This window comes from Macellibacteroides fermentans, assembly GCF_013409575.1.
Classification (GTDB): domain Bacteria; phylum Bacteroidota; class Bacteroidia; order Bacteroidales; family Tannerellaceae; genus Macellibacteroides; species Macellibacteroides fermentans.
Map to the genome: position 1 here is coordinate 209,582 of NZ_JACCCY010000001.1, position 23,726 is coordinate 233,307.

16 protein-coding genes and 3 tRNA genes are annotated in these 23,726 nt (G+C 40.9%); 10 read left to right on the plus strand and 9 right to left on the minus strand.

Translation table 11 applies throughout. From position 1 onward, the window contains the following. Positions 1-109 precede the first annotated feature (109 nt). From F5613_RS00795 to tnpC, 6 genes are all read left to right on the plus strand, one after another. Positions 110-2,425, plus strand: coding sequence for a patatin-like phospholipase family protein (locus F5613_RS00795; RefSeq protein WP_079683226.1), 2,316 nt, complete (start codon positions 110-112; stop codon positions 2,423-2,425). Between the two features lie 75 nt (positions 2,426-2,500). Next, positions 2,501-2,574 (plus strand) — tRNA-Arg (locus tag F5613_RS00800). 24 nt (positions 2,575-2,598) lie between these two features. After that, a tRNA-Arg gene (locus F5613_RS00805) sits at positions 2,599-2,672 on the plus strand. A gap of 34 nt (positions 2,673-2,706) precedes the next feature. Continuing rightward, positions 2,707-2,780: transfer RNA gene (locus F5613_RS00810), tRNA-Arg, on the plus strand. Positions 2,781-3,301: 521 nt separating this feature from the next. Next, positions 3,302-3,823, plus strand: coding sequence for a hypothetical protein (locus tag F5613_RS00815; protein ID WP_179398311.1), 522 nt, complete (start codon positions 3,302-3,304; stop codon positions 3,821-3,823). Between the two features lie 193 nt (positions 3,824-4,016). Further along, on the plus strand, positions 4,017-5,597 hold the full coding sequence (gene tnpC / locus F5613_RS00820; RefSeq protein ID WP_179398925.1) for an IS66 family transposase: 1,581 nt from the start codon (positions 4,017-4,019) through the stop codon (positions 5,595-5,597). A gap of 269 nt (positions 5,598-5,866) precedes the next feature. Here tnpC and F5613_RS00825 read toward each other — a convergent pair whose 3' ends face one another. The 4 genes from F5613_RS00825 to F5613_RS00840 all read right to left on the minus strand — a co-directional run bounded on the left by F5613_RS00825 (position 5,867) and on the right by F5613_RS00840 (position 11,310). Then, positions 5,867-7,981 carry a M3 family metallopeptidase gene (locus F5613_RS00825; protein ID WP_179398312.1) on the minus strand — a complete coding sequence of 705 codons (2,115 nt, stop codon included), beginning with the start codon at positions 7,979-7,981 and terminating at the stop codon, positions 5,867-5,869. An 85-nt stretch (positions 7,982-8,066) separates the two neighbouring features. After that, the gene (locus F5613_RS00830; protein ID WP_179398313.1) at positions 8,067-8,900 is read right to left on the minus strand and encodes a patatin-like phospholipase family protein; all 834 of its coding nucleotides are present in this window, start codon (positions 8,898-8,900) and stop codon (positions 8,067-8,069) included. Between the two features lie 10 nt (positions 8,901-8,910). Continuing rightward, the gene (locus F5613_RS00835) at positions 8,911-10,194 is read right to left on the minus strand and encodes an O-acetylhomoserine aminocarboxypropyltransferase/cysteine synthase family protein (protein WP_068186689.1); all 1,284 of its coding nucleotides are present in this window, start codon (positions 10,192-10,194) and stop codon (positions 8,911-8,913) included. Between the two features lie 111 nt (positions 10,195-10,305). Continuing rightward, positions 10,306-11,310: a 2-hydroxyacid dehydrogenase gene (locus tag F5613_RS00840; protein WP_179398314.1), complete on the minus strand. Its 1,005-nt coding sequence runs from the start codon at positions 11,308-11,310 to the stop codon at positions 10,306-10,308. 108 nt (positions 11,311-11,418) lie between these two features. Between F5613_RS00840 and F5613_RS00845 the strand changes: the two genes are divergently transcribed. Next, complete coding sequence (locus tag F5613_RS00845; RefSeq protein WP_179398315.1) at positions 11,419-13,422, plus strand: biosynthetic peptidoglycan transglycosylase; 2,004 nt, start codon at positions 11,419-11,421, stop codon at positions 13,420-13,422. A gap of 1 nt (position 13,423) precedes the next feature. Here F5613_RS00845 and F5613_RS00850 read toward each other — a convergent pair whose 3' ends face one another. From F5613_RS00850 to F5613_RS00865, 4 genes are all read right to left on the minus strand, one after another. Next, entirely contained in the window at positions 13,424-13,876 is a 453-nt protein-coding gene (locus F5613_RS00850; RefSeq protein ID WP_068186682.1) for a DUF4625 domain-containing protein, read from the minus strand. Next, on the minus strand, positions 13,873-16,026 hold the full coding sequence (locus F5613_RS00855; protein ID WP_179398316.1) for a TonB-dependent receptor: 2,154 nt from the start codon (positions 16,024-16,026) through the stop codon (positions 13,873-13,875). The genes F5613_RS00850 and F5613_RS00855 overlap by 4 nt, the downstream gene beginning before the upstream one ends. 40 nt (positions 16,027-16,066) lie before the next feature. After that, positions 16,067-16,378 (minus strand): hypothetical protein, encoded by a 312-nt coding sequence (locus tag F5613_RS00860; protein WP_179398317.1) that lies wholly within the window; start codon positions 16,376-16,378, stop codon positions 16,067-16,069. A gap of 127 nt (positions 16,379-16,505) precedes the next feature. Further along, the gene (locus F5613_RS00865) at positions 16,506-17,831 is read right to left on the minus strand and encodes a PhoH family protein (protein ID WP_179398318.1); all 1,326 of its coding nucleotides are present in this window, start codon (positions 17,829-17,831) and stop codon (positions 16,506-16,508) included. 253 nt (positions 17,832-18,084) lie between these two features. On the opposite strand from F5613_RS00865, the gene F5613_RS00870 reads away from it, so the two are divergent. The 3 genes from F5613_RS00870 (at position 18,085) to F5613_RS00880 (ending at position 21,888) form a co-directional block, all read left to right on the plus strand. Beyond that, the gene (locus F5613_RS00870; RefSeq protein ID WP_179398926.1) at positions 18,085-19,389 is read left to right on the plus strand and encodes a bifunctional folylpolyglutamate synthase/dihydrofolate synthase; all 1,305 of its coding nucleotides are present in this window, start codon (positions 18,085-18,087) and stop codon (positions 19,387-19,389) included. An 11-nt stretch (positions 19,390-19,400) separates the two neighbouring features. Then, positions 19,401-20,753 carry an MFS transporter gene (locus F5613_RS00875; protein WP_068186671.1) on the plus strand — a complete coding sequence of 451 codons (1,353 nt, stop codon included), beginning with the start codon at positions 19,401-19,403 and terminating at the stop codon, positions 20,751-20,753. A gap of 208 nt (positions 20,754-20,961) precedes the next feature. After that, the gene (locus tag F5613_RS00880; protein WP_068186669.1) at positions 20,962-21,888 is read left to right on the plus strand and encodes a magnesium transporter CorA family protein; all 927 of its coding nucleotides are present in this window, start codon (positions 20,962-20,964) and stop codon (positions 21,886-21,888) included. Positions 21,889-22,040: 152 nt separating this feature from the next. Here F5613_RS00880 and proS read toward each other — a convergent pair whose 3' ends face one another. After that, positions 22,041-23,522, minus strand: coding sequence for a proline--tRNA ligase (gene proS / locus F5613_RS00885; RefSeq protein WP_179398319.1), 1,482 nt, complete (start codon positions 23,520-23,522; stop codon positions 22,041-22,043). Between the last annotated feature and the right edge of the window lie 204 nt (positions 23,523-23,726).

Below are 23,726 nucleotides of genomic sequence, written 5' to 3' on the forward strand. Positions count from 1 at the left end.
TAAAGTTTCTCCTCTTTTTTTGTTTATCTCTAAACTTTCAGTTACTTTTGAATACATATATTAATAAACAATTTACCATTATTCCTTATCTAAATAAATTGCCGGACAAATGAAAAAAATTACTATATTTTTCACCTTGCTTTTAATTCTTCTGCAACCCGTAACGGCTCAAAAAGTGGGACTCGTTTTAAGCGGTGGCGGAGCGAAGGGTGCTGCACATATCGGTGTAATAAAAGCCCTCGAAGAGAACAATATTCCAATAGACTATGTGGCAGGCACTTCCATTGGAGCCATTATCGGAAGTTTGTACGCTATGGGATACACCCCGGATGAGATGTTGGCACTGATTCTATCGGAAGAATTTGGCTATTGGCAGACCGGTATGGTGGAAGACGATTATCTTTACTACTTTAAGAAACCGGACGATACACCGGATTTTTCTCATTTCTCTATTGACATATCAGACTCTTTGCAAGTAAAAACAAACTTCCTGCCCCAAAGTCTGATTAACCCTATTCAGATGAATCAGGCCTTTGTTTCGCTTTTTGCACAGGCAACAGCGAAAGCAATCTGGAATTTCGATAATCTGTTTGTGCCTTTCCGCTGTATCGGTTCGGATGTATACAATAAAAAAGCTGTAGTATTCAGAAATGGCGACCTGGGTGATGCAGTAAGAACCTCCATGTCGTTTCCATTCGTATTTAAACCCATATGGAAAGACAGCGTACCTCTTTATGATGGAGGTATCTATGATAATTTCCCGGTAACAACGATGAAAGCCGACTTTAATCCCGATTTTATACTTGGATCTGTTGTGGCCGGCAGCAATAACAAACCAAGCGAAAATCCGTATAGTCAGCTTGAAACTATGATTATGCAGAAAACGGAGTACGATATTCCCGAAGAAGATGGAATGATGCTTAAATTTCAGTTCAGCGATGTTTCATTGCTCGATTTCCCGAGAGCTAAAGAGCTGATGGAGATTGGTTACAGGCGTACCCTCTCCATTATCGACTCCATAAAGATGCGTGTACCCAGAGAGGTTACCAGGGATGAATTAAGCTTGAAGCGAAAGGCCTACAAAGAAGGACTTCCTCCATTGGTGTTCAAAAACATATATATCAACGGAGTAACCGATGCACAACGGAATTATATTGAAGCACAATTGCATCGGGATATAAACAATGAATTCACGATGGAAGATTTTCGTCGTGCTTACTTCAAGATGCTATCCTATTCCAAAATCAAGGAAATTATTCCACATGCCGTTTATAACAGAAAAGAAAAGCTTTTCGATCTTTATCTGGATGTTACGGTAAAAGATGAGATTAAGGTATCCTTTGGAGGAAACGTTTCGTCTCATCAGGCCAACCAACTGTTTTTAGGATTCAACTACCAGGCAATCTCCCATGTGGCAGCCGATTACACGGCCAATTTTCATGTAGGGAACTCCTTCAGCGGTGTTTTGCTTAATGCCCGTACCTATTTAAAAACGAGAATCCCCTCCTACCTGAATGTGCAGGCAGCCTATTCGTTTAAGAAATACTCAGAAAGTCAGTCACTCTTCTACGAAGATGTTTTACCTTCATTTATACAACAAAAAGAAAGTTATATGAAGGTTAAGCTAGGGCTTCCATTTTTAAACAAAGCCAAAGCCGAGCTGGGTGTAGCTTACGGTCACCTTAATGACAGCTATTTTCAGACATCCAATATCTTGTTTCCTAATTCTAAATTTGATAACAGCGTATATAATCTTTTTGCTGTATCACTACGACTGGACCGAAATTCTTTGGATGACAAGCTTTATCCTATTGCCGGTAAACAGCAGTATATTATTGCCCAATATGTAAACGGAGAGGAAAAATATAATCCTGCCAGTACTTCTGCCCAACTTAATACGGCGGATAAACCTCATAGCTGGTTGCAGATTAAGGGACGTTTGCATCAATATCATCAGTTTTCCAACCGTTTTAATCTGGGTTATACGGCGGAAACTGTTATTTCAAGTAAAAATCTGATGAATAATTACACTTCATCTGTCCTTCAGGCTCCGGCATTTACACCAACCCCTCATAGTGAAATCGTTTTTAACGAGGCATTCAGAGCCAATCAATATGCCGCAGTTGGTCTTTCTCCCATAATTAAGTTGAGTAAGCTGGTTCACTTCAGAGCAGACCTCTATTGCTTTGCTCCTTTCTACGAAATTAAGAAAGATGTTATTTCCACCGGGTCCACATATATCGATTCTCCCTATTACGGAAACTTTCTAAGGTCTTTTCAATTTATGGGAGAAACATCGTTGGTAATAAGACTTCCCTTTGCCTCTATCAGTTTGTATGCCAATGGATACAGCTATCCCAAACAGAATTTTAACTTTGGATTGAATATAGGCTATCTTATCTTTAATCCAAAAATGTTGGATTAAAGGTTAAAAAACTAGCAGAAATGCTTGCAGAAATAAAAGAAAAGGCTACCTTTGCACTCGCAATCACGAAGTAATGGCCGCGTAGCTCAACTGAATAGAGTAGCTGACTACGGATCAGCCGGTTACAGGTTTGAATCCTGTCGCGGTCACACATTCGGAGATATAAATTAATTGGCCACGTAGCTCAACTGAATAGAGTAGCTGACTACGGATCAGCCGGTTACAGGTTTGAATCCTGTCGTGGTCACACATTAATTTAGCGATATTTTACATAATTGATTGGCCGCGTAGCTCAACTGAATAGAGTAGCTGACTACGGATCAGCCGGTTACAGGTTTGAATCCTGTCGCGGTCACAATCATAAAGAGTTGCAATTTAGGTTGCAGCTCTTTTTTTTACCCCTAAACTGTAATTAAATTATTCAAGATCCCACTCCATCTGCTTTCAAATTTATACAAGAACCGGATTTCCCATATAATTCCAACAACCTTCTACACAGAACTTAAATTTGCGAAAATGATCTGTCATTTGCAGTAAACAATTTCAAGATGGATTTTAAGAAGGTGTAATTGAATTCAGGATAATGATTGAAATCCGGCTACGTTCTTGGTTTAATGCTTAAGTGAGTGTCTGCTTAAATATTCGTATAGGTCTTTAAGTCTTTTCTTTACCTGGATTAATGATTTTTATTACGAACAACTAATCGTTGGACCTTGGTCTACTTATTGTTGGACCCAGGTCAAGATATCGTTGAACCTAGGTTGAGATATCGTTGGACCTAGGTCCAACGATTAGTTCTCCTAAGAGAAGGTATGTATTCGGTGTAGTACGTGTCTTATTATATAGTATAATAGAGTTTCTTTGTCCTCAAAAAAAATGTCATATAGTGTATTGTATTATCCAGATCGTAATGAGAAGTTACTATCATTACTTTCAGAACGTAATTCATTTGATTCAGTATTATTTATTTTTGATGGTTGTCGGCGTTATAAATTTGAGAAAGAAGATTTAGGTATCCGCTCACCGGCTGATTTATTAATCCGTAACCGTGGTGTGCTTTCATTACTGAATCCAGAGTGGTCCTATTATCTTTACATGTTGCCCGAACGATCCACCTACAGTATCGACAGTCTATGCGGGAAAGTGAAGCGTTGTTGGGGATTTTATCCAAAAGAGGGAGAATGTCATGTGTTTGTAAGAAAAAATAAACATTCTTTGACCCTGCTCTACAGCCTCTCCGGCGAATATATCAGCATCCACCGTCAGCTTCGGCAGGGAGTGCTTCGTCTTAAAAAAGAGGAAATTGCAGGGGGCTATCGGACTAGTGACTGGCAAGAAATCAACCGCTTGTTATCTGAAAAAAGAGAGGTTAAAAGAAGGTGGTTAAAAAGAGTGTAACACGCTTTATACAAGCGATTTAATACATAGTTTGTTTGTTAAATCCATTGTTTTTACATATCTTTGTGGCATGAAAAAAGATCAGATACAAACTCTTCCTCCCTTGTCTGTAACACTCTCTTTAGAGGAGTATCAAGGCCTGTTGGACAGGCTTCGTTTGAGTGAACAGAAGGATCTGGAGTATGTGCAAAAGATCTTAGAGAATGAGCAAACTATCCGGGCGAAGGAACAAGAGATTCTTGATAAGAAACAAGAGATTCTTGCGAAAGAACAAGAGATCTATGAGAAGAAGCAAGAGGCCTTTGAAAGTAAGCTTGAACTTATAGAAGCGCAGGAAGAGATTGATCGCCTGCGCTGGAAGCTGCTCTGTTTGAATCGTTTCTGCTGGGGAAGCTCCAGTGAAAAACGACGGCTTCCTCTGGATCCTTCCCAATTAAGCATCTGCTTTGTTCAGTCTCCACAAAATGTGAATATAGAACAGGAGAAGCAGAAAGAACAGAAAGAGATAGAAAAGGACAAAGAATATTCCCGTTTTCGTAAAAGCTTCAAGGAGAAAAAGATCTCGCATGCACGCAAACCTATTCCTTCAGAACTTCCACGCATCAGCAAAATTCTGGAGCCATCGGTTGATCTGAGCGGAGCGATCAGAATGGGTGAAGAGGTTACCGAGCGTTATGCTGTTCAGCCGCGCAAGTTGTATGTGGAGCAATTGGTACGCCCGCGCTACAAACTCCCTGATGGAAGTATTGTAATAGCTCCTCTTCCTTCAATGGCCTATCCCCGGAGCAATGCATCGGAGAGCGCGTTGACCCATATCGCCGTATCTAAGTATGCAGACCATCTTCCACTAAACCGTCAGATAGAGATATTTTCACGCGAAGGGGTTCACTTGTCAGCTTCTACGGTCAGCAACTGGATGACTGCTGCCGCCCAATGTATAGAACCTATATATAATGAACTGCGTGAGACGCTGAAAGCGAGTCGTTACGTGCAAGCTGACGAAACTCCTCATAAGGTGTTGGAATCAGAGAAGCCCGGATCGTTGCATCAGGGATATATGTGGGTTTTTTATCTGCCCCATTGCAAAAGTCCATATATTGAATACCACCCGGGCCGTAGCTCTTCAGCGTTAGGTACACTGTTAAGTGGAAAAACCGAGATCGTACAAAGTGATGGTTATGCAGTGTATGATGTTTTCGACAAGCTGGAAGGGAAGATGCATCTGTGCTGCTGGGCCCATGTCCGGCGAAAGTTTGTCGAAGCCGAAAGCTATGATCCGCCATCGGCACGTTATGTGCTTGATGAAATTGGAAAACTTTATGCCGTGGAAGACGAAATACGGAAAAAAGAACTAACAAATGCCCAGGCAACCAACTTGAGGAAGGAAAATGCGTACCCGATAATTAAAGGGCTGGAAGTCTGGACAACAGAAAACCTGCTGAAAACACCCCCTGACTCTCCACTTGATAAGGCAATACGTTATATGTATACCCGCTTTGAACAGCTATCTCATTATGTCAATGATGCCGAATTGGCTATTGACAACAACGCTGTGGAGCGTGCTATACGCCCAATTACCCTGAGCCGGAAAAATTGCCTCTTCTCCGGATCACACGATGCGGCACATACCGCTGCTATATTTTTCTCTTTACTGGGTGCATGTAAAGAAAACAACGTAAACCCAACACGCTGGTTAATGGATTGCCTGACCAGGGTACAAAACTGTGATCCCAAAAATTACAAGGAACTATTACCTCATAACTGGAAAAAGTAATCTAAAAAATTATCTTGCTAAAGCTATAAATAGAATAATACTATTTTATCACACGTACTACACCGAATACTTACTATAGAAAATGGTTAAATGATACGAGGTTGTTGCTTGTGTATGGGAGGATAGCTTTTACTTATGAATGACAGAATAATAAAATGAGTTTGAAAAGTATGGATTGATATCATGAATCAGATTATGGTTTGGATATACAAGAAAAAGCCCCGTAATGAATACTCATTACGGGGCTTTAAACTATACAGTAAACGGTATTACATCAAACCTCTGTTCTTTAACAAAGGAGCTGTACCGGGTTCTTTTCCTCTAAAATTCTTGTACATATCCATTGCATCATCAATTGCTCCGGGAGTAAGTACGTTATTACGGAATTTGATGGCTTTGTCCTGATTAAAGATATCGCCTGTTTCTTTGAATGCTTCAAAAGCATCGGCATCCAGCACCTCTGCCCAGATATAGCTATAATATCCGGCTGTATAACCACCACCCATGGTATGATTAAAATAGGTAGAACGATAACGTGGAGGAATCTGCTTAAGCAAGCCTCTTTTATTCATTACGTTTGCTTCAAATTCCATTGCATCCAGATTGGCAGGAACTTCTTTCAGAACATGGTAATCCATATCAAGCAACGACGCAGCCAAATACTCTACTGTAGCAAATCCCTGACCATATTTTCCGCTCTTTTCAAGCTTTTCAATCAATGCAGCCGGAATTACTTCGCCTGTTTTGTAATGTTTGGCATATACCTTAAGCACTTCTGGTTCAAATACCCAATGTTCCATAATCTGAGAAGGCAATTCTACGAAATCGCGCGGTACACTTGCTACTCCAAAATAATGAACATCTCTGAAAAGGCTGTGTAATCCATGACCAAATTCGTGGAATAAAGTACTTGCTTCATCGGCACTTAGCAATGCAGGCTGATCTCCTGCAGGTTTGCTGAAGTTACATACAATCGTAACAACCGGAGCAAGACGTTTGCCGTTTTCATAGGTTTGCGAACGATATCCACCACACCATGCGCCGCCTCTTTTGCTTTCACGTGGGAAAAAGTCCATATACAACACACCCAGATGTGTACCATCTTTGTCTTTGCATTCAAAAGCCGTTGCTTCTTCGTGCGGTGTTGGAATATCTTTAATTTCAGTAAAAGTGATTCCATACAACTTATTAGCCACATAGAAAGCCCCATCGCGTACGTTGTTTAATTCGAGGTACGGACGAACTTCGTTTTCATCCAGATTGAATTTGGCAATCTTTGCCTTTTCAAAATAGTAACGCCAGTCCCATCCTTCGGGTTCGAAGTTACCACCCTCCTTCTTTATTTCGGCTTTAATGTCGGCCAATTCATCTTTTGCCTTGGCTAATGCCGGTGTCCAGACTTCATCCAACAGAGCGTAAACTTTCTCGGGAGTTTTAGCCATACGGTCTTCCAACATAAATGAGGCGTAATCTTTGTAACCCATTAATTTGGCCTTTTCCAGACGAAGTGTCACCAGCTTCTTTACCACCTCTTTATTGTCGGATTTATTTCCGTTGTTACCACGGTTGATGTAGCCGTTGTAAATTTTTTCGCGTAATGCTCTGTTGTCAGCGTACTGTAAGAATGGCATTACACTGGGATTATGAAGTGTAAACAACCATTTACCTTCCAGTTTAGCAGCTTTAGCAGCATCGGCAGCCGAAGCAATCAGACTGGCCGGCAGACCCGAAAGATCTTCCTTCTTATCGATAATTAGTTGAAAATCGTTGGTTTCCTTCAGCATATTCTGACCAAAAGTAAGCTCCAACATAGATAACTCGCTATTTAGTTCGCGCAATTTAGCCTGCTTTGCAGCATCCAGATTCGCTCCGCCACGTACAAAGTCTTTGTAGGTTTCTTCCAGCAACTTAGCCTGTTCTTTTGTAAGATTAAGCTTTGATTTCTGATCGTAAACAAACTTTACACGCTGAAACAGTCCGGCATTCAGCTTGATATCGTCGCGGTGCTTTGAAAGCAATGGCGAAAGTTCGCGGCTGATTGCCTGCATTTCGTCCGAAGTATTGGCACTGTTCTGTCCATAAAACACAGCACTAACTTTCGATAAAAGTTTACCACTCTGATCTAGAGCAACAATGGTGTTCTCGAAAGTAGCTGCGCTACGTTGCTTAACAATGGCATTAATCTCCTGAGCCTGTTCTTCCATTCCTTTTAGGAAAGCCTCTTTGTAATGCTCCAATTTAATTTTGTCGAAAGGAGGAACCTTAAACGGCGTAGTGTATTCGGCAAGAAACGGATTCCCGTTAGCCGGCACACCTTGAGCCGAAACATTTGTCCAGGCCCCCAATACAAAGGCAACTCCTGCAGCCATAAGCATTTTCTTCATTCTTGTTCAAGTTTATTTATTAGTATATACAATTATTTTTCACAAAGATAACAGGGTTTCGGAAAACATCAGCTTTTAAGTTGTCTTATTTCTTTTCAAAAACAGCCTTGGCACAAGCGTATCCTTCCTCGTAGAAACTTGTAAGCTTGTCAACATCCCGTTCAATCCTATCTACTACCACATCTCGTATCGGCCTTATCACCAGAGCCTTGCCATCGGCTTCAAGTTGTTCGATATATTCGATGGTTTCGTTGTAGCGTTGATAGCGAAGCATCAGCTCGCGCCGTAGCTCGGGATATTTCCGGAAAACAAACCCCGGAAGTTTTTGTTGTTTAACAGGTTTCCTATATCCTTTGTTTCGCGTAAGTACAATCACATTCCGTGAATTCCCGTCGGCTTCCGATTTTCGAATGGGCAATGCATCACATACCCCTCCGTCTACCATTGGGATTCCATCTACATAGGCAATCGGACAAAGAAGCGGCAAGCTACAGGTAGCTACACAAATATCAAGCACCCTTTTCTCATCCTGTTTTTCTTCAAGGTAAACGGCTTCTCCAGTAAGGCAATTACTCGTAACCATTATAAAACGTTCCGGGGATTTAAAATACGTCTGGTAGTCGAACGGGTAAATCTTTTTAGGAAACACATTAAACAACAAATTAAAATCCATGATATTACGCTGTTTAATGAACGTTTTTAAGCCCACGTAATCATACTGCTTCATCAAATCGATGTTGCTGTATCTGGCCCTTCCACGCTGGCGCGCAGCATACGAAATTCCGGTGGTAGCCCCTGCCGAAACTCCAATGGTATAAGGGAAATAGATTCCCTTATCCATGAAATAGTCCAATACTCCGGCGGTAAAGGTGCAACGCATCCCTCCTCCTTCCAGTACAAGTCCTGTGTAACCGTCCATTTTACGGCAATTATTTATTGGCCAGAGCCTGCTCTATATCTGCAATAATATCATCTGCACTTTCAATACCCACCGAGAAGCGGATTAAATCCGGAGCAACTCCTGCGGCAATCAACTGTTCGTCGGACAATTGGCGGTGCGTATGACTGGCCGGATGAAGCACCGATGTACGGGCATCGGCAACGTGTGTAACAATGGCAGCCAGCTTCAGGCTATCCATAAATCTGATAGCCACATCGCGTCCGCCTTTTAAGCCAAATGTAACAACACCGCATGAACCCTTGGGCATGTATTTTTGTCCCAGTTCGTAGTATTTGTTACCTTTCAAACCGCAGTAATTAACCCAGGCAACCTCTTCCTTACCTTCTAAGTATTGGGCAACTTTAAGCGCATTTTCGCAATGACGGGGCACACGTAAATGTAACGTTTCGAGTCCCAGATTCAATAAAAAAGCATTTTGCGGAGATTGGGTGGAACCCAGGTCGCGCATCAGCTGAACGGTTGCTTTGGTTATATAGGCTCCTTTACCAAAAGACTCCGTATAGGTTAATCCGTGGTAAGATGCATCCGGCTCGGTTAGTCCCGGAAACTTGCCCGGATATGCGTTCCAATCGAAATTACCACTATCCACGATGGCCCCTCCTACGCTGCTGGCATGTCCATCCATATATTTGGTCGTAGAGTGAATTACTATATCAGCTCCCCACTCGAATGGACGGCAATTGATAGGTGTAGCAAATGTATTGTCTACAATCAGAGGAACTCCCTGACTGTGGGCTATCTGGGCAAACTTTTCTATATCGAGAATACTTAATCCGGGATTGGAAATAGTTTCGGCAAAGAGCGCCTTGGTATTAGGCTGGAACGCTTTTGCAATCACATCCACCGGAGCGTCCTGATCGACAAAGGTTACTTCTATTCCCAATTTCTTCATCGTAACAGCAAACAAGTTAAACGTTCCGCCATAAATAGTGGAAGCGCTCACGATATGATCGCCTGCAGAACAGATATTAAACATGGCATAAAAAGAGGCTGCCTGTCCCGAAGAGGTAAGCATAGCTGCCGCACCACCTTCCAGTGCGCATATTTTTGAAGCTACTGCATCATTGGTAGGATTTTGCAAACGGGTATAAAAATAACCACTTTCCTCCAAATCAAACAGTTTAGCCATCTGATCGCTGGTTTCATACTTAAATGTTGTACTCTGATAAATAGGAAGAACACGAGGTTCTCCTTTTTTCGGACTCCATCCTCCCTGTACACAGAGAGTATCCGGCTTAAATACATTACTCATCTCAAATTGTTATTAATAGATCGTTCGATATCATTTTTATGGCAACAAATGTAGTCATTCCCAATCAAAATAATACCGAATCGTCGCTTCTTTATAATCGGAAGCATCTATTTAGTCGGGCAACACCACTTCATTAGCAAGCGGTTGGTTTTCCATAAAGGCCTTAACGTTCAATAAGGTTGTTTCGGCGATGTTGTGCAGGGCCTCTTTCGTAAAGAATGCCTGATGCGAAGTTACAATTACATTGTTGAAGGACAACAAACGCGCAAGTACATCGTCGTCTATTATTTTGTCGGACTTATCCTCATAGAAGTAATCTCCCTCCTCTTCATACACATCCAGTCCGGCTGCTGCAATTTTCTTATTTTTCAATCCCTCTATCAATGCATTGGTATGAATAAGCAATCCCCTGCCCGTATTAATAATCATCACATTGTCTTTCATTTTGCATATTGAGATATCATTAATCAAATATTTGGTTTTATCTGTTAGCGGACAATGTAACGAAATAATATCCGACTGTTTGTAGAGTTCGTCCAATGTTGTGTATGTAATACCCTGTTCTTCGGCAAAGGCATAATCCGGATACAGATCGTATGCTACAATATTCATTCCAAATCCTTTGAGAATCTTAATCAAGATCTTGGCAATCTTACCAGTACCGATAATGCCGGCAGTCTTACCATGCATGTCGAAGCCCATCAATCCGTGTAAAGAAAAATTACCATCGCGTGTTCGCCAATAAGCTCTGTGAATTTTACGGTTCAGCGAAAGCATAAGAGCTACTGCATGTTCGGCCACTGCATAGGGTGAATAGGCAGGCACGCGTACAATCTTCATTTTGCCTTTGGCTGCAGCCAAATCAACATTATTATAACCTGCACACCGAAGGGCAAGTAATTTTACTCCATTTTTCGCCAATCCATCAATAATCTCGGCATCGGCAGTATCATTTACAAATATACATACGGCATCTGTACCCTGTGTAAGTACCAGGTTGTTTTTATTCAGGTGCCCCTTATAGTATTTAATATCGTAATTAAAATCTTTATTCACCTGATCAAATGAGGAGATATCGTAAGGTTTTGCTCCAAAAAATGCTATTTTGTATGCCATAATTAATAAGTTTTAAGATAAAACAATATAGCAATATTGAAAGTTCGTTGCTTCTAACCGATTTGCTATAAAATATCTATCTTTGCATCCAAATAAGATTGACTTCCTATGAATAAAAAGCAACAGCTTAAAAAAGGAATTATAGTGGCAGCAGGTGTTTTACTATTAGTGTTGGTAACCCTTTTTGCAACCAGAAACCTTATTATTCAAAACTACGCGAACAAAAGGCTTTTGTCTTTCGAACAAAAATATTCTCTCCGGATTCATTATAACGACCTGCGGATGGAAGGACTGAATGGTCTGCATATTGAAGGGCTTTCGGTTATTCCTCTAAACTGTGATACATTTTTAAAAGCAGGTAGCATTGAGGTTCAGTTTGATTTTGCGCGCTTATTGCTATTAAAAGCGGATGTAAAAACGGTAACCATGCACGGACTGCAAGTGGATTTTATAAAAAAAGATTCTATAAATTCCAACTTCGATTTTATTTTTAAGGCGAATGATAGGGCTCCCAAGATTTTAAATAAGGATTCGGAAGATGTAAAACAAAACGAATCGGCTCATTTTGGTGAGAATATCAGGCAAACTTTCAATCTTCTTTTCAGTGTATTGCCTTCTAACGGCTATTTACACGACTTTAAGGTGAGCTATCAAGCTCCTGGTTACCGGTTGTTTATAGATGTGCCCCAGTTAAAGATAGATAAGGATCGTTTTAAAACAGAGATCCGTGCAGAAGAAAATGGCATGATAAGCAATCTTATTTCCGAAGGAGTATTATCGAAAGCCGACAGAGATATTGAGGCCCGGTTATACTCAAAAGATACCAGTAAGGTTTCACTACCTTTTCTTCATTACCGGTGGGGAGCCGATCTTAAATTCGACACCTTAGCCTTCGAAGTGCGTGAAAGCAAAGCTCATAGTGATGTTCGTTTGTTAACAGGCAAAGCTTCAGTAAGTGGATTAACTCTGTTTCATTATCGTATTTCGCCCGAAATTGTACTGCTGGACAATGCTAACTTTACTTATTCAATGAAAGTTGGCGATAATTATGTAGAAGTAGATAGTTCGTCGCAGGTACATTTTAATGCACTGAATTTAAATCCGTACTTACGTGTAGAAAAAGATACGTCATGGAAAGTAAAAGTTTCGGTTAATAAACCGGAGTTTCCGTCGGAAGAATTGTTTGCATCTTTACCAAAGGGGCTGTTTAGTAATTTAGAGGGAATTAAAACCAGCGGAAAACTTTCCTACCACTTCCTGATGGATGTGGATTTTGGAAATGTGGACAGCTTAAAGTTTCAATCATCACTCACATCTCATCAATTTCGTATTCTTTCGTTTGGAAATACCAACCTTGCCAAGATGAATGAACCATTTGTGTATACAGCCTATGAAGATGGAAACCCGGTTCGAAGTTTTATTACCGGTCCGGAAAACCCTAATTTCCGTCCGCTTACAGCTATTTCTCCTTTATTGCAAATGGCCGTGATGCAATCGGAAGACGGTGCTTTCTTCTATCATAACGGTTTTTTGCCGGATGCCATACGTGAAGCTCTGATTCACGATATCAAGGTTAAAAAGTTTGCCCGGGGAGGTAGTACCATCAGTATGCAGCTTATTAAAAATGTTTTTCTGAGCAGGAACAAGAATATTGCCCGCAAACTGGAAGAGGCTCTTATTGTATGGCTGATTGAAGGAGGCCGTCTTACCTCCAAAGAGCGAATGTTTGAGGTATATATGAATATTATCGAATGGGGACCAATGGTCTATGGTGCACAAGAGGCATCCCGCTTTTATTTTAATAAGGATGCTTCTGATTTAACCGCAAACGAGGCTATCTTCCTGGCAAGTATCGTTCCTAAACCGAAGCGGGTGAAGTGGAGCTTTAAGGACAACATGCAGCTAAATCCTGTGCTGGATTCATATTTCAGGCTATTGGGAGAGCGCTTGGTTATTAAGGGAGTGATAACGGAAGAGGATGCTGCAAAAATAAAGCCCGAGATAACAATCTCGGGCCCTGCAAAAGATTTTCTTTTCTCCGGTGCCAATGCCACAGATAGTGTACCTGCACCGGAAGAAGCTGAAACTTTAGATGTATTTCCTGATATGTAGTCTACTCTTCATGTTCAACGGCATCGTAACTTAACACAATTTTACGTGCAACATACGTTTCGTTTCCGGCCTTATCTGTGCAATAGACCATCAGGTGGTAGTTACCGGGAGTTGCATTTTCCGGGATAACAATTTCGTGATGATGTACCAGTGTATTTTTCAATCCCGAAACATCCCACGATTTCGAATAGGTGAAATCTACGGTTTCGGATACAGCCTTTGTATGATTATGCCCATCAAAATTATTATGGATATCTACTTTGTATGATCTCAGTTCTGTATCGTCCGAGAGTTCCATTTCAAAGTGCACCGCTGCACCTATTTTCAATGCATGACCATCTTCGGGTTCAATCAGATTGATTACCGGCTTTGAAACATCTTCCGAATCATTGGTACAAGCAGAGAACAATGTTGAAAACAGAAGAATAGCTGAAATATAAACTAACTTATTCATTTTAATAGAGTTTTAAAAGGGATTTTAATTAATAATTGGAAATTTCGTCCCGGTTCGGGGATTTCAATTTTCCTGTAAAAACTTAAGTGATTATAATACCTGGTATCAAACAGATTATTGGCAGATATAGTGACTTCCAATTTGTTTTTCTTCCACGGTATTGAAAAGCTTGCCCCGGCATTGAATAACTGCGCCCCTGGAGTAGGATCTTCGTTTCTGGCTATGCGATTCTGAGCAGCAATATATTCATGCTCCAGATAAAACCGCGTTTCCCCGGGGTGATACGATAGATTGGTGCGCACGGATGCCGGTGGCGAGAAGCTCAGGGCCGTATGAGCCTCGAGGTTGTAGGTGTAGACATATTCGCCCGAAACTGCAAGCGTCAGATCGTGAAGTATATCTACTTCTCCGGATATTTCACCCCCGGTAAACAGAGCCTCTACTCCCGTATACCTGTAAATCTGACCGGCATGAGGCAGAATGGACCACTCTCCGGTTGGCTGGAGGTAAATGTAATTGGTAAACCAACTAACAAAAGGAGACAATTCGAAACGAAACGAGTTGCCATGAAATGTATATCCCATATCCAACTGCCAGCCCTGTTCCGAATCCAATGTAGCATCGCCCTGTTCGTGTCTGAACGTGCCATGATGTACTCCGTTGGATGCAAGTTCGTTGGCTCCGGGCAAACGGAAACTCCGACCGATATTTATTTTTGCCGTATGTTTATCCGACGGTGTATATACAACTCCAACGGATGCTGCATAGTTGGCAAAAGAACGATCTGTTTCAAAGCTTCGCTGTTTATAGAACCGGATCGTCTCCTCACTGTATCCTCTTTGTTGAAGGTAACTTTCCAGATAGATGTCTTCAAACGGCCTAATGTCTATATGTCCATAATCAAAGCGCACTCCACCGCTGAATGAAAGTACTCCTGTAGGATTAAATGATGCCATGTAATAGGATCCGGCAGTCTCACGTTGATAACGAGGTAATAAAAAGCCGTACCCTCCTATTTCATTCTTTTGGTATTGTAAATCGATGCCTCCGGTATGTTTCCAATTTTCATGCTGTAGAAAAGTCCACTTCACGGCGGAACTGAAGGTATTTAATGTAAACTGCAATTCCAGATCAGGATTGATTACCGGCGCTTGTTGATTTCCATAGTGCGTATGGAAAAGACTCCGTTCTTCTCTGCGGTTATTCTGGTAACCAAGATTCCATTCTACAAGATTCTTACCCAGAGTAAGCTGTTGACGGAATTGAGCTTTAAAATGATTTACTTTACTGTAAGGGAGATCAATGTCTCGCGAGTTTCCATCATCTTCTACCCTCGAAGCATCCGGGATGCCATGTGCTCCGGGGAAAAAACCTACTTTCTGATAGGCATTACTCAGAAACAGCTGACCTTGATAGGTCAATTTACGGTAAGATACTGATGCCGAGGCATCTCTTTCAATACCTGCTGTATTCTTCATCCGTCTGTTATATATAGGTATCTGCCGGGTTAAATAGACAATCGAATCGGTTGGAACACGATAATCGCCAAAATGTTGTTCGGTAAATCGTGTCTGAATATACCAGGAATCCTTCTTGATACCAAGCATAGCAGATCCTCCCAACAAGTTATTGTTGGTTTTACCTAACAGGTTTACCTCCCCAAACAATTGATTGTCTAAAGGTGGTGGCAACTGCTTTATTTCAAGCACTCCTCCCATTGCATCGCTTCCATACTGGAGCGATGCCGGACCTTTACGGACTTCAACACGTTCTACATTGAAGGCATCAATTTCTAATCCATGGTCGGCCCCCCATTGCTGACCCTCCTGCCGAATTCCGTTCTCAGTTACTGCCACCCTGTTGAATCCCATACCTCTGATTACAGGTTTGGAAAATCCCGAACCTATATCCATGGACTGAATCCCGGGAAGCTTACCCAATGTCTGCATCAGGCTACCCGAATGAAATTCGCGCAGGAATTCTTGCCCTATCACTTCTACAGGTACTGCCTCTGCCCGGTTGCGGCCAGACATATAGTTATTTGTGACTACCACTTCGGGCAGACTAACCTTGAGTGAATCGGGATATAGCGCATAGGCGTTCGCAGAAATGCACAACGACAATACGCCCGAAATATATCCGATACGCATAAACTTATTTTATTAGATAATTATAGATAAAGATATTTACCTATAAAACAGGAGGGGCACGCAGATAATAGCAGAAAGGCTCTGCAAAGGATCCTTTGCAAAGATAAACAGCTTGATTAATTTTTGTATAGGTTCGGTAAAGATCTAGGTGGAAGATTACCGGTTCTTCGAAAGGCAAAAGATGGAACTGACAAATGGAACAGTCGTCGGGAGCAGATTCTTCGTGATGATTTTCGCAGGTACCCGTATCGCAGGACTTATGATGGTGAAATTCTTTCACAAAGCCCAACGGTGCTATTGAAAACATCAATAACCACGCAAAGAGAATCTGTTTTGTAACCTTTCTTTTCATCAACATCCGTTCAGTTCACAACTCCTATAACCAAAATGGTTCGCAGATTGTTCAGCCCGGAACAAATAAAAAAACCTGTACCTTCGTGATCAACTATCACATAAAAGTACAGGTTCTTTCTGGTAATTTATAATAAATTGGATGCCAATTCGGACAATTCGCTGCGTTCACCCTTTATTAAATTAATATGGGCAAATAACTCCTGACCTTTCATCTTGTCTACCATATAGGCTAATCCGTTACTCTGGGCATCAAGATATGGAGAGTCAATCTGCTGAATATCACCCGTAAATACCATGCGGGTTCCCTCGCCGGCACGTGTTATGATCGTCTTCACTTCGTGAGGTGTAAGATTCTGTGCTTCATCTATGATGCAGAAAGTCTCGGATAGACTTCGTCCACGAATGAATGCAAGCGCTTCTATCACCAGCTGATTGTTTTTTTGTAAATCCTCAATCCGCCTTATGTCCGGACTGCCAGGAGTTAATTGCGCCTTAATTACATTCAGATTGTCAAATAAGGGTTGCATGTACGGCGCTATTTTTTGCTTCTCGTCGCCAGGCAGAAAGCCAAGATCTTTATTTGCCAAAGCCACAATTGGGCGCGCAAGTAAGATTTGTTTGAACATATCCGCTTGCTTGAGAGCAGAAGCCAGGGCAAGCAAGGTTTTCCCGGTTCCCGCTTTACCGGTCAGCGCCACAAGTTTAATATTGGGATCATTCAGTATTTCAAGGGCAAAACTTTGCTCGGCGTTCCGGGGTACTATCCCATAACTGGGCGTTTTATCCACCTTCTTTATCTTTTCGGTATAAGGATTATAACGTGCTAATACAGAGTTTCGTACACTCCTCAATATAAAGCAGTCGTTTGGCTCAAGTGTAACCTTGAAATCCAATAAGTCAGCATTAACACCCTCTGGAGTCGCATAAATCTTGTCTATCAAATCAGGATCGACATTTTCATACACTTCCTGAGCACGTTCAAAGATATCTACATTTACAACCTTGTCAGTAATATAATCCTCTACTTCAATACCTAACGAACGCCCTTTCATACGCAGGTTCACATCCTTGGTAACGAGAATGGTACGTACTTTGGGATTCTTCTCCGCAATGAATAAAGTGCTGGACAGGATTCGGTGGTCGGGTGTTTTTTCCGGAAACGACAAGGCAATTTTCTCTTGATATTTGTCGCCTGTAACGATATAGAGTGTTCCTTTACCCGGACCCAGAGAAGCTCCTTTAAGAAAAAGGTCGTTGCTTGTAAGTAAATCCAGTTCGCGTACAAACTCACGGGCGTTATAATTAATTTGGTCGCTTCCCTTTTTAAACTTATCAAGCTCTTCAAGTACAACAATGGGCAGATAAATATCATTTTCCTGAAAGTTCTCAATACACTTGTAATCGTGCAGGATAACATTGGTATCAAGCACAAAATTCTTCTTTGCTCCCATGATCTTTCTGTTTAATGATTAAATAATAGTATGTTTATCTAACAACAAAAATAAACAATTAGTTTGTCTGATGATAATATATTACAGTTAAAATAACTTGTTTAAAAACAGTTTTTGATGGATTGGAACAGCTGTGCAAATGTTTTTCTGACATTTTTGAGCTTTTGACCTAATTATACTATGATTATTCTTGAGAGAACAATCGTATTCCTTCATTTTTATTTAAATTTGCATTTTATATAAAAAAAGAATGATGACTTACGAAGAAACATTGCACTATCTATATACACGTGTACCTGTTTTCCAACATAGCGGAGCGTCTGCTTACAAACCAGGGTTAGGCACCAGCCTAAGTCTGGATAAATATTTGGCTTATCCTCATAAAGCATATAAGACTATTCATGTGGCAGGAACGAATGGCAAAGGCTCTACCTCTCATTTGCTGGCTGCTGTTTTACAAAAATCCGGATACAAGGTTGGGCTGTACACGTCTCCGCACCTGGTAGATTTCCGTGAGCGAATCCGTGTTGACGGGAAGATGATCGATAAACAATATGTAGTCGATTTTATCGAAAAGCACAGAAGTTATTTTGAAACATTGTCACCTTCATTTTTTGAACTGACAATGAGCATGGCTTTCGATTATTTCAGAAGTCAGGCTGTTGATGTGGCTGTTATCGAAGTTGGACTTGGCGGACGTTTGGATAGTACAAATATCATTGATCCTGATCTTTGCGTTATTACTAACATAAGCAAAGATCATGTACAGTTTCTGGGAGATACCCTGGAGCAGATTGCCTACGAAAAGGCAGGCATAATAAAAGAGGGAATTCCTGTAATTGTAGGCGAAGCCGGAATAGAGAGAGTGAAGGATGTATTTGTTTCAAAAGCCGGTGCTGAGAATGCGCCCATACGCTTTGCAGAGCAATCAGGCGTAATTCGCTCTTCGGCTATATCCGACAACGGCCATTGGGTATATGATACCACTGATTATGGTACAATTGAAGGCGAATTAGGAGGTGTTGTTCAGGAAAAGAACACATGTACTGTCCTCACAGCAATCAGAGAGCTTCTTTCGTTAGGATATAAAATTACTCCACAAGCGGTAAAGACAGGGTTTGCTCAGGTAACCGGACTTACAGGATTAATGGGGCGATGGCAGATTATCCAGAGAGATCCGCTTATAATTTGTGACACAGGGCATAATGTGGGAGGCTGGGAATATCTCTCCAAACAATTGGATCAAACGCCCTGCCATGCCCTGCATATAGTTATTGGTATGGTAAACGACAAAGATATACACGGAGTTTTAAAATTACTTCCTAAAAAAGCTATTTATTATTTTACCAATGCTTCGGTCGAAAGAGCTCTTCCAGCAGAGGAGTTTGCTTTGCAGGCAAGCGAACATGGTCTTAAAGGGACAATTCATTCATCAGTTGCTTTGGCCATTGAGGCGGCTAAGAATGCAGCTGAACCTAATGATTGTATTTTTATAGGCGGTAGTACATTTATTGTTTCGGATGCATTGATTGCTTTAAAACTTGATATTTACAACTAGAAATAAAACAAATGACTGAAAAAATTCAAAAGAAGCTGAGTGACTCGAAAGGTGCTCGCTGGGCTGCGCTAGCGGTAGTGGCCTTCACCATGTTGTGTGGTTATTTTCTGACCGATGTTATGTCGCCGTTAAAACCAATGCTCGAATCGGAATTGCTTTGGAGCAGTACCGATTACGGTATTTTTACGAGTGCCTACGGCTGGTTTAATGTGTTTTTGCTGATGCTTATCTTCGGAGGAATGATCCTGGACAAGATGGGGGTTCGCTTTACCGGATTTAATGCTTGTCTACTTATGTTGGTTGGATGTGGTATCAAGTATTATGCTATTTCCGATTACTTCGCCATGGATGGCCTGATTATCCTGGGAATGAAAGCGCAGGTCGCTATTGCTGCTTTTGGATATGCCATATTTGGTGTAGGAGTTGAAATTGCAGGGATTACCGTTTCAAAGATTATTGTGAAATGGTTTAAAGGTAAGGAACTGGCGCTTGCAATGGGTCTCGAAATGGCCACTGCCCGTATTGGAACCATGCTGGCTATGTCTGTATCTGTTCCTTTTGCTAAATATTTTAATAGTGTATCTGCTCCTATTCTTTTATGTTTCATCATGCTTTGTATCGGCCTTATCGCCTTTATCGTCTATATTTTTATGGATCGCAAGCTTGATGCCTCGCTTACTGATGCCGACAAAGATGCTGAAGAGCCGTTCAGAGTTAAAGATATTTTCTTAATTATTACGAATAAGGGTTTTTGGTTGATAGCATTACTTTGTGTTCTGTTTTATTCGGCTGTTTTCCCATTCCTTAAATATGCAACCGATTTGATGGTTAATAAATATGCCGTTGATCCCGAACTTGCAGGTATTATTCCCAGTCTGCTTCCTTTAGGTACATTGTTCCTTACTCCTTTCTTTGGAAACTTGTACGACCGTAAGGGTAAAGGTGCCACAATTATGATTATCGGAGCCTGTATGTTGATTGGGGTCCATTTGTTGTTTGCTCTTCCTTTGCTTAACCAATGGTGGTTTGCAACAATTATAATGATTATTTTGGGTGTGGCTTTCTCTCTTGTACCTTCGGCGATGTGGCCATCAGTTCCTAAAATTATTCCTGAAAATCAACTGGGAACTGCTTATGCCCTAATCTTCTGGGTTCAGAACTGGGGATTAATGGGTGTTCCTGCATTGATTGGCTGGGTATTAGACCGTTACTGCAAACTGGAAGGCGACGGACCCGCATACGATTATACTCTTCCCATGATTATTTTTACAGGATTTGGTGTTTTAGCCCTGGTAGTTGCACTGATGCTTAAGGCAGAAGACAAGAAAAAAGGGTATGGACTTGAAAAACCGAATATCAAATAATAGCACATCAAGTGTTAATTATAACAGAGGGGATATCATTAGGTATCCCCTTTTTTTGTAATCTGGTTTAATTAACCTACCTTTGCACCCGATAAAATCAATCATTAAATTATGGATGACAGTATCCCGCTTGAGGTAAATAAAAAGTAATCTGGCAGAAGTAGAAGCATTATTCCACCCTGCCGTAATAAAACGAAAGGAGGCAATAATGAAAAAATTTCTTCATTGCGAAGCCGGTTATATGGAAATTGACCAGTGGCTTCCCAATTGCTGGGTAAATGTTGAATGTCCTACTCAAGACGACATCAACTACCTTACAAACGAACTACACGTACCTGAATCATTCTTATCCGATATTGAAGATACCGACGAACGTCCACGTATTGAATACGAAGGGCGATGGTTATTAACTATTTTACGTATTCCCGTACAAAGCACAGAACAAGGTATACCATTCACAACCGTGCCGATCGGCATGATTACCAATGGAGAGATTATTGTTTCTGTTTGTTATTATAAATCCGAATTAATTGACGATTTTATTCGTTATACCCGTCGTAAAGAACTTGTAATCCGAACCAAATTCGATTTAATATTACGTATTATTCATTCGTCGGCCGTGTGGTTCCTTAAATACCTTAAGCAGGTTAACAATGAGGTAAGAATGGCCGAAAAAGAATTGGAAAAAAGCATTCGAAATGAAGATCTTCTTCGTTTGATGAAACTAGAGAAGAGTATGGTTTATTTCAACACGTCAATTCGTGGTAATGAAGTGATGCTTACCAAACTGCAGAGTATTTTCCAGGGGCCCGATTACGTTGACAAAGAATTACTTGAAGATGTGGAAACAGAGTTGAGGCAGGCTCATATTACGGTGAATATCTATAGTGATATTCTAACGGGAACCATGAATGCATTTGCTTCTATTATCACGAACAACGTGAACACCATCATGAAACGAATGACCTCTATTTCCATATTGTTGATGGTGCCAACCTTAATTGCAAGTTTTTACGGAATGAATGTTATTACCTATGCAGAAGATTTACGTTTTGGATTTATAGGAATAATTCTTTTGGCTCTTGCGTTATCTGCAGCCGCATTTATTATATTCAGAAAAATACGTTGGTTCTGATTTTATATAATATAATTTATATCTCCGGCCCTATACCTATGATGGTAGCTGTGGCAAAAATCTTTGAAAAATAGTATCGACTACAGACTGTCGGTTTTATAAAATAAAAAAGGTGACTCAAGTAATTGAGTCACCCTTTTTATTTAAAGTTATTAGTATGCACGAGCAAATACAACCCTTTGTGCAGATGGCTTACCTGTAACCATACACACACCCGGAGTTTTATCTCCTTCCAAAGGAATACAACGTATTGTTGCCTTTGTTTCATTCTTAATAAGCTCTTCTGTCTCGGCAGTACCATCCCAATGCGCTAAGATAAATCCGCCATCTTCAATTTTTTGTTTGAATTCGTCGTAGCTATCAACAGAAACTGTATTTGCTGTACGATAATCGAATGCTTTCTTGAATATATTTTCCTGGATGTCGTCCAATAAATTCTTAACATATGCTTCGATACCTTCGCAAGAAACTGTTTCTTTTTCGAGTTTATCCCTACGCATCACTTCAATGGTATTGTTCTCCAGGTCGCGACCACCCATAGCCAGACGAACAGGTACACCCTTTAATTCGTATTCGGCAAATTTCCATCCCGGCTTTTTATTATCGGCATTGTCGTACTTAACAGAAATTCCTAAAGACTTAAGCCCTGCAACTATGCCTGAAATCTTTTCATCAATCAGTTTAAGTTGCTCATCATTCTTATAAATAGGAACAATCACAACCTGAATCGGAGCCAGCTTAGGAGGCAACACCAAACCATTGTCGTCTGAGTGAGACATAATCAAGGCTCCCATCAAACGGGTTGAAACACCCCAGGAAGTTGCCCAAACATATTCACTCTTACCTGTTTTATCAATGTATTTTACATCGAATGCTTTGGCAAAATTCTGACCTAAAAAGTGAGATGTACCACTTTGCAAAGCTTTACCATCCTGCATCAATCCTTCAATCGTATAAGTATCTAACGCTCCGGCAAAACGCTCGCTGGCAGATTTTACTCCCTTTACAACGGGCATAGCCATATATTTTTCTGCAAAATCGGCATATACTTCCAGCATTTGCCTTGCTTCCGCTTCTGCTTCATCCTTCGTTGCATGGGCAGTGTGGCCTTCTTGCCATAAAAATTCGGCTGTACGAAGGAATAAGCGGGTACGCATTTCCCAGCGAACAACATTGGCCCACTGATTTACCAGAATAGGAAGGTCACGATAAGATTGAATCCAGTTACGATATGTATTCCATATAATTGTTTCGGATGTGGGACGAACAATCAGTTCTTCTTCCAACTTAGCTTCAGGATCTACAACAACCCCTGTTCCATCGTGATTTGTTTTAAGACGGTAATGTGTTACTACAGCACATTCTTTAGCAAAACCTTCCACATGTTCGGCCTCCTTACTCAAGAATGACTTGGGAATAAACAACGGGAAATAGGCATTGGAATGACCTGTTTCCTTAAATTTATCATCCAGAATACGTTGCATTTTTTCCCAGATGGCATAGCCATAAGGTTTAATTACCATACAACCTCGTACAGCAGAGTTTTCTGCCAAATCAGCCTTAATAACCAGATCCTGGTACCACTGCGAGTAACTTACACTACGGGGAGTGAGTTCTTTAAGCTCTTTTGCCATTTTAATTTTCTAATATTATATTGTTTCTTTTTTACTTATCCAATAAGCTGCAAAGGTATAAAATTTAGCATAAGCTAACATACATTGAAGCATATAAAAAGAGCTCAAAATATAAAAAGAGCTCTTTCTCTGTTTGAGGATAATATATGTAACTTATTTGCCAACTAAAAGGGAGTCTCTGTTGGTGAGACTCCCTTTTACCTT

Bases quoted from the DNA above. Each gene is read 5' to 3' on its own strand.
- F5613_RS00795 (WP_079683226.1), top strand. From the start codon at position 110: ATGAAAAAAATTACTATATTTTTCACCTTGCTTTTAATTCTTCTGCAA.
- F5613_RS00815 (WP_179398311.1), top strand. From the start codon at position 3,302: ATGTCATATAGTGTATTGTATTATCCAGATCGTAATGAGAAGTTACTA.
- F5613_RS00825 (WP_179398312.1), bottom strand. From the start codon at position 7,981: ATGAAGAAAATGCTTATGGCTGCAGGAGTTGCCTTTGTATTGGGGGCC.
- F5613_RS00830 (WP_179398313.1), bottom strand. From the start codon at position 8,900: ATGGACGGTTACACAGGACTTGTACTGGAAGGAGGAGGGATGCGTTGC.
- F5613_RS00835 (WP_068186689.1), bottom strand. From the start codon at position 10,194: ATGAGTAATGTATTTAAGCCGGATACTCTCTGTGTACAGGGAGGATGG.
- F5613_RS00840 (WP_179398314.1), bottom strand. From the start codon at position 11,310: ATGGCATACAAAATAGCATTTTTTGGAGCAAAACCTTACGATATCTCC.
- F5613_RS00845 (WP_179398315.1), top strand. From the start codon at position 11,419: ATGAATAAAAAGCAACAGCTTAAAAAAGGAATTATAGTGGCAGCAGGT.
- F5613_RS00850 (WP_068186682.1), bottom strand. From the start codon at position 13,876: ATGAATAAGTTAGTTTATATTTCAGCTATTCTTCTGTTTTCAACATTG.
- F5613_RS00855 (WP_179398316.1), bottom strand. From the start codon at position 16,026: ATGCGTATCGGATATATTTCGGGCGTATTGTCGTTGTGCATTTCTGCG.
- F5613_RS00860 (WP_179398317.1), bottom strand. From the start codon at position 16,378: ATGAAAAGAAAGGTTACAAAACAGATTCTCTTTGCGTGGTTATTGATG.
- F5613_RS00865 (WP_179398318.1), bottom strand. From the start codon at position 17,831: ATGGGAGCAAAGAAGAATTTTGTGCTTGATACCAATGTTATCCTGCAC.
- F5613_RS00870 (WP_179398926.1), top strand. From the start codon at position 18,085: ATGACTTACGAAGAAACATTGCACTATCTATATACACGTGTACCTGTT.
- F5613_RS00875 (WP_068186671.1), top strand. From the start codon at position 19,401: ATGACTGAAAAAATTCAAAAGAAGCTGAGTGACTCGAAAGGTGCTCGC.
- F5613_RS00880 (WP_068186669.1), top strand. From the start codon at position 20,962: ATGAAAAAATTTCTTCATTGCGAAGCCGGTTATATGGAAATTGACCAG.
- proS (WP_179398319.1), bottom strand. From the start codon at position 23,522: ATGGCAAAAGAGCTTAAAGAACTCACTCCCCGTAGTGTAAGTTACTCG.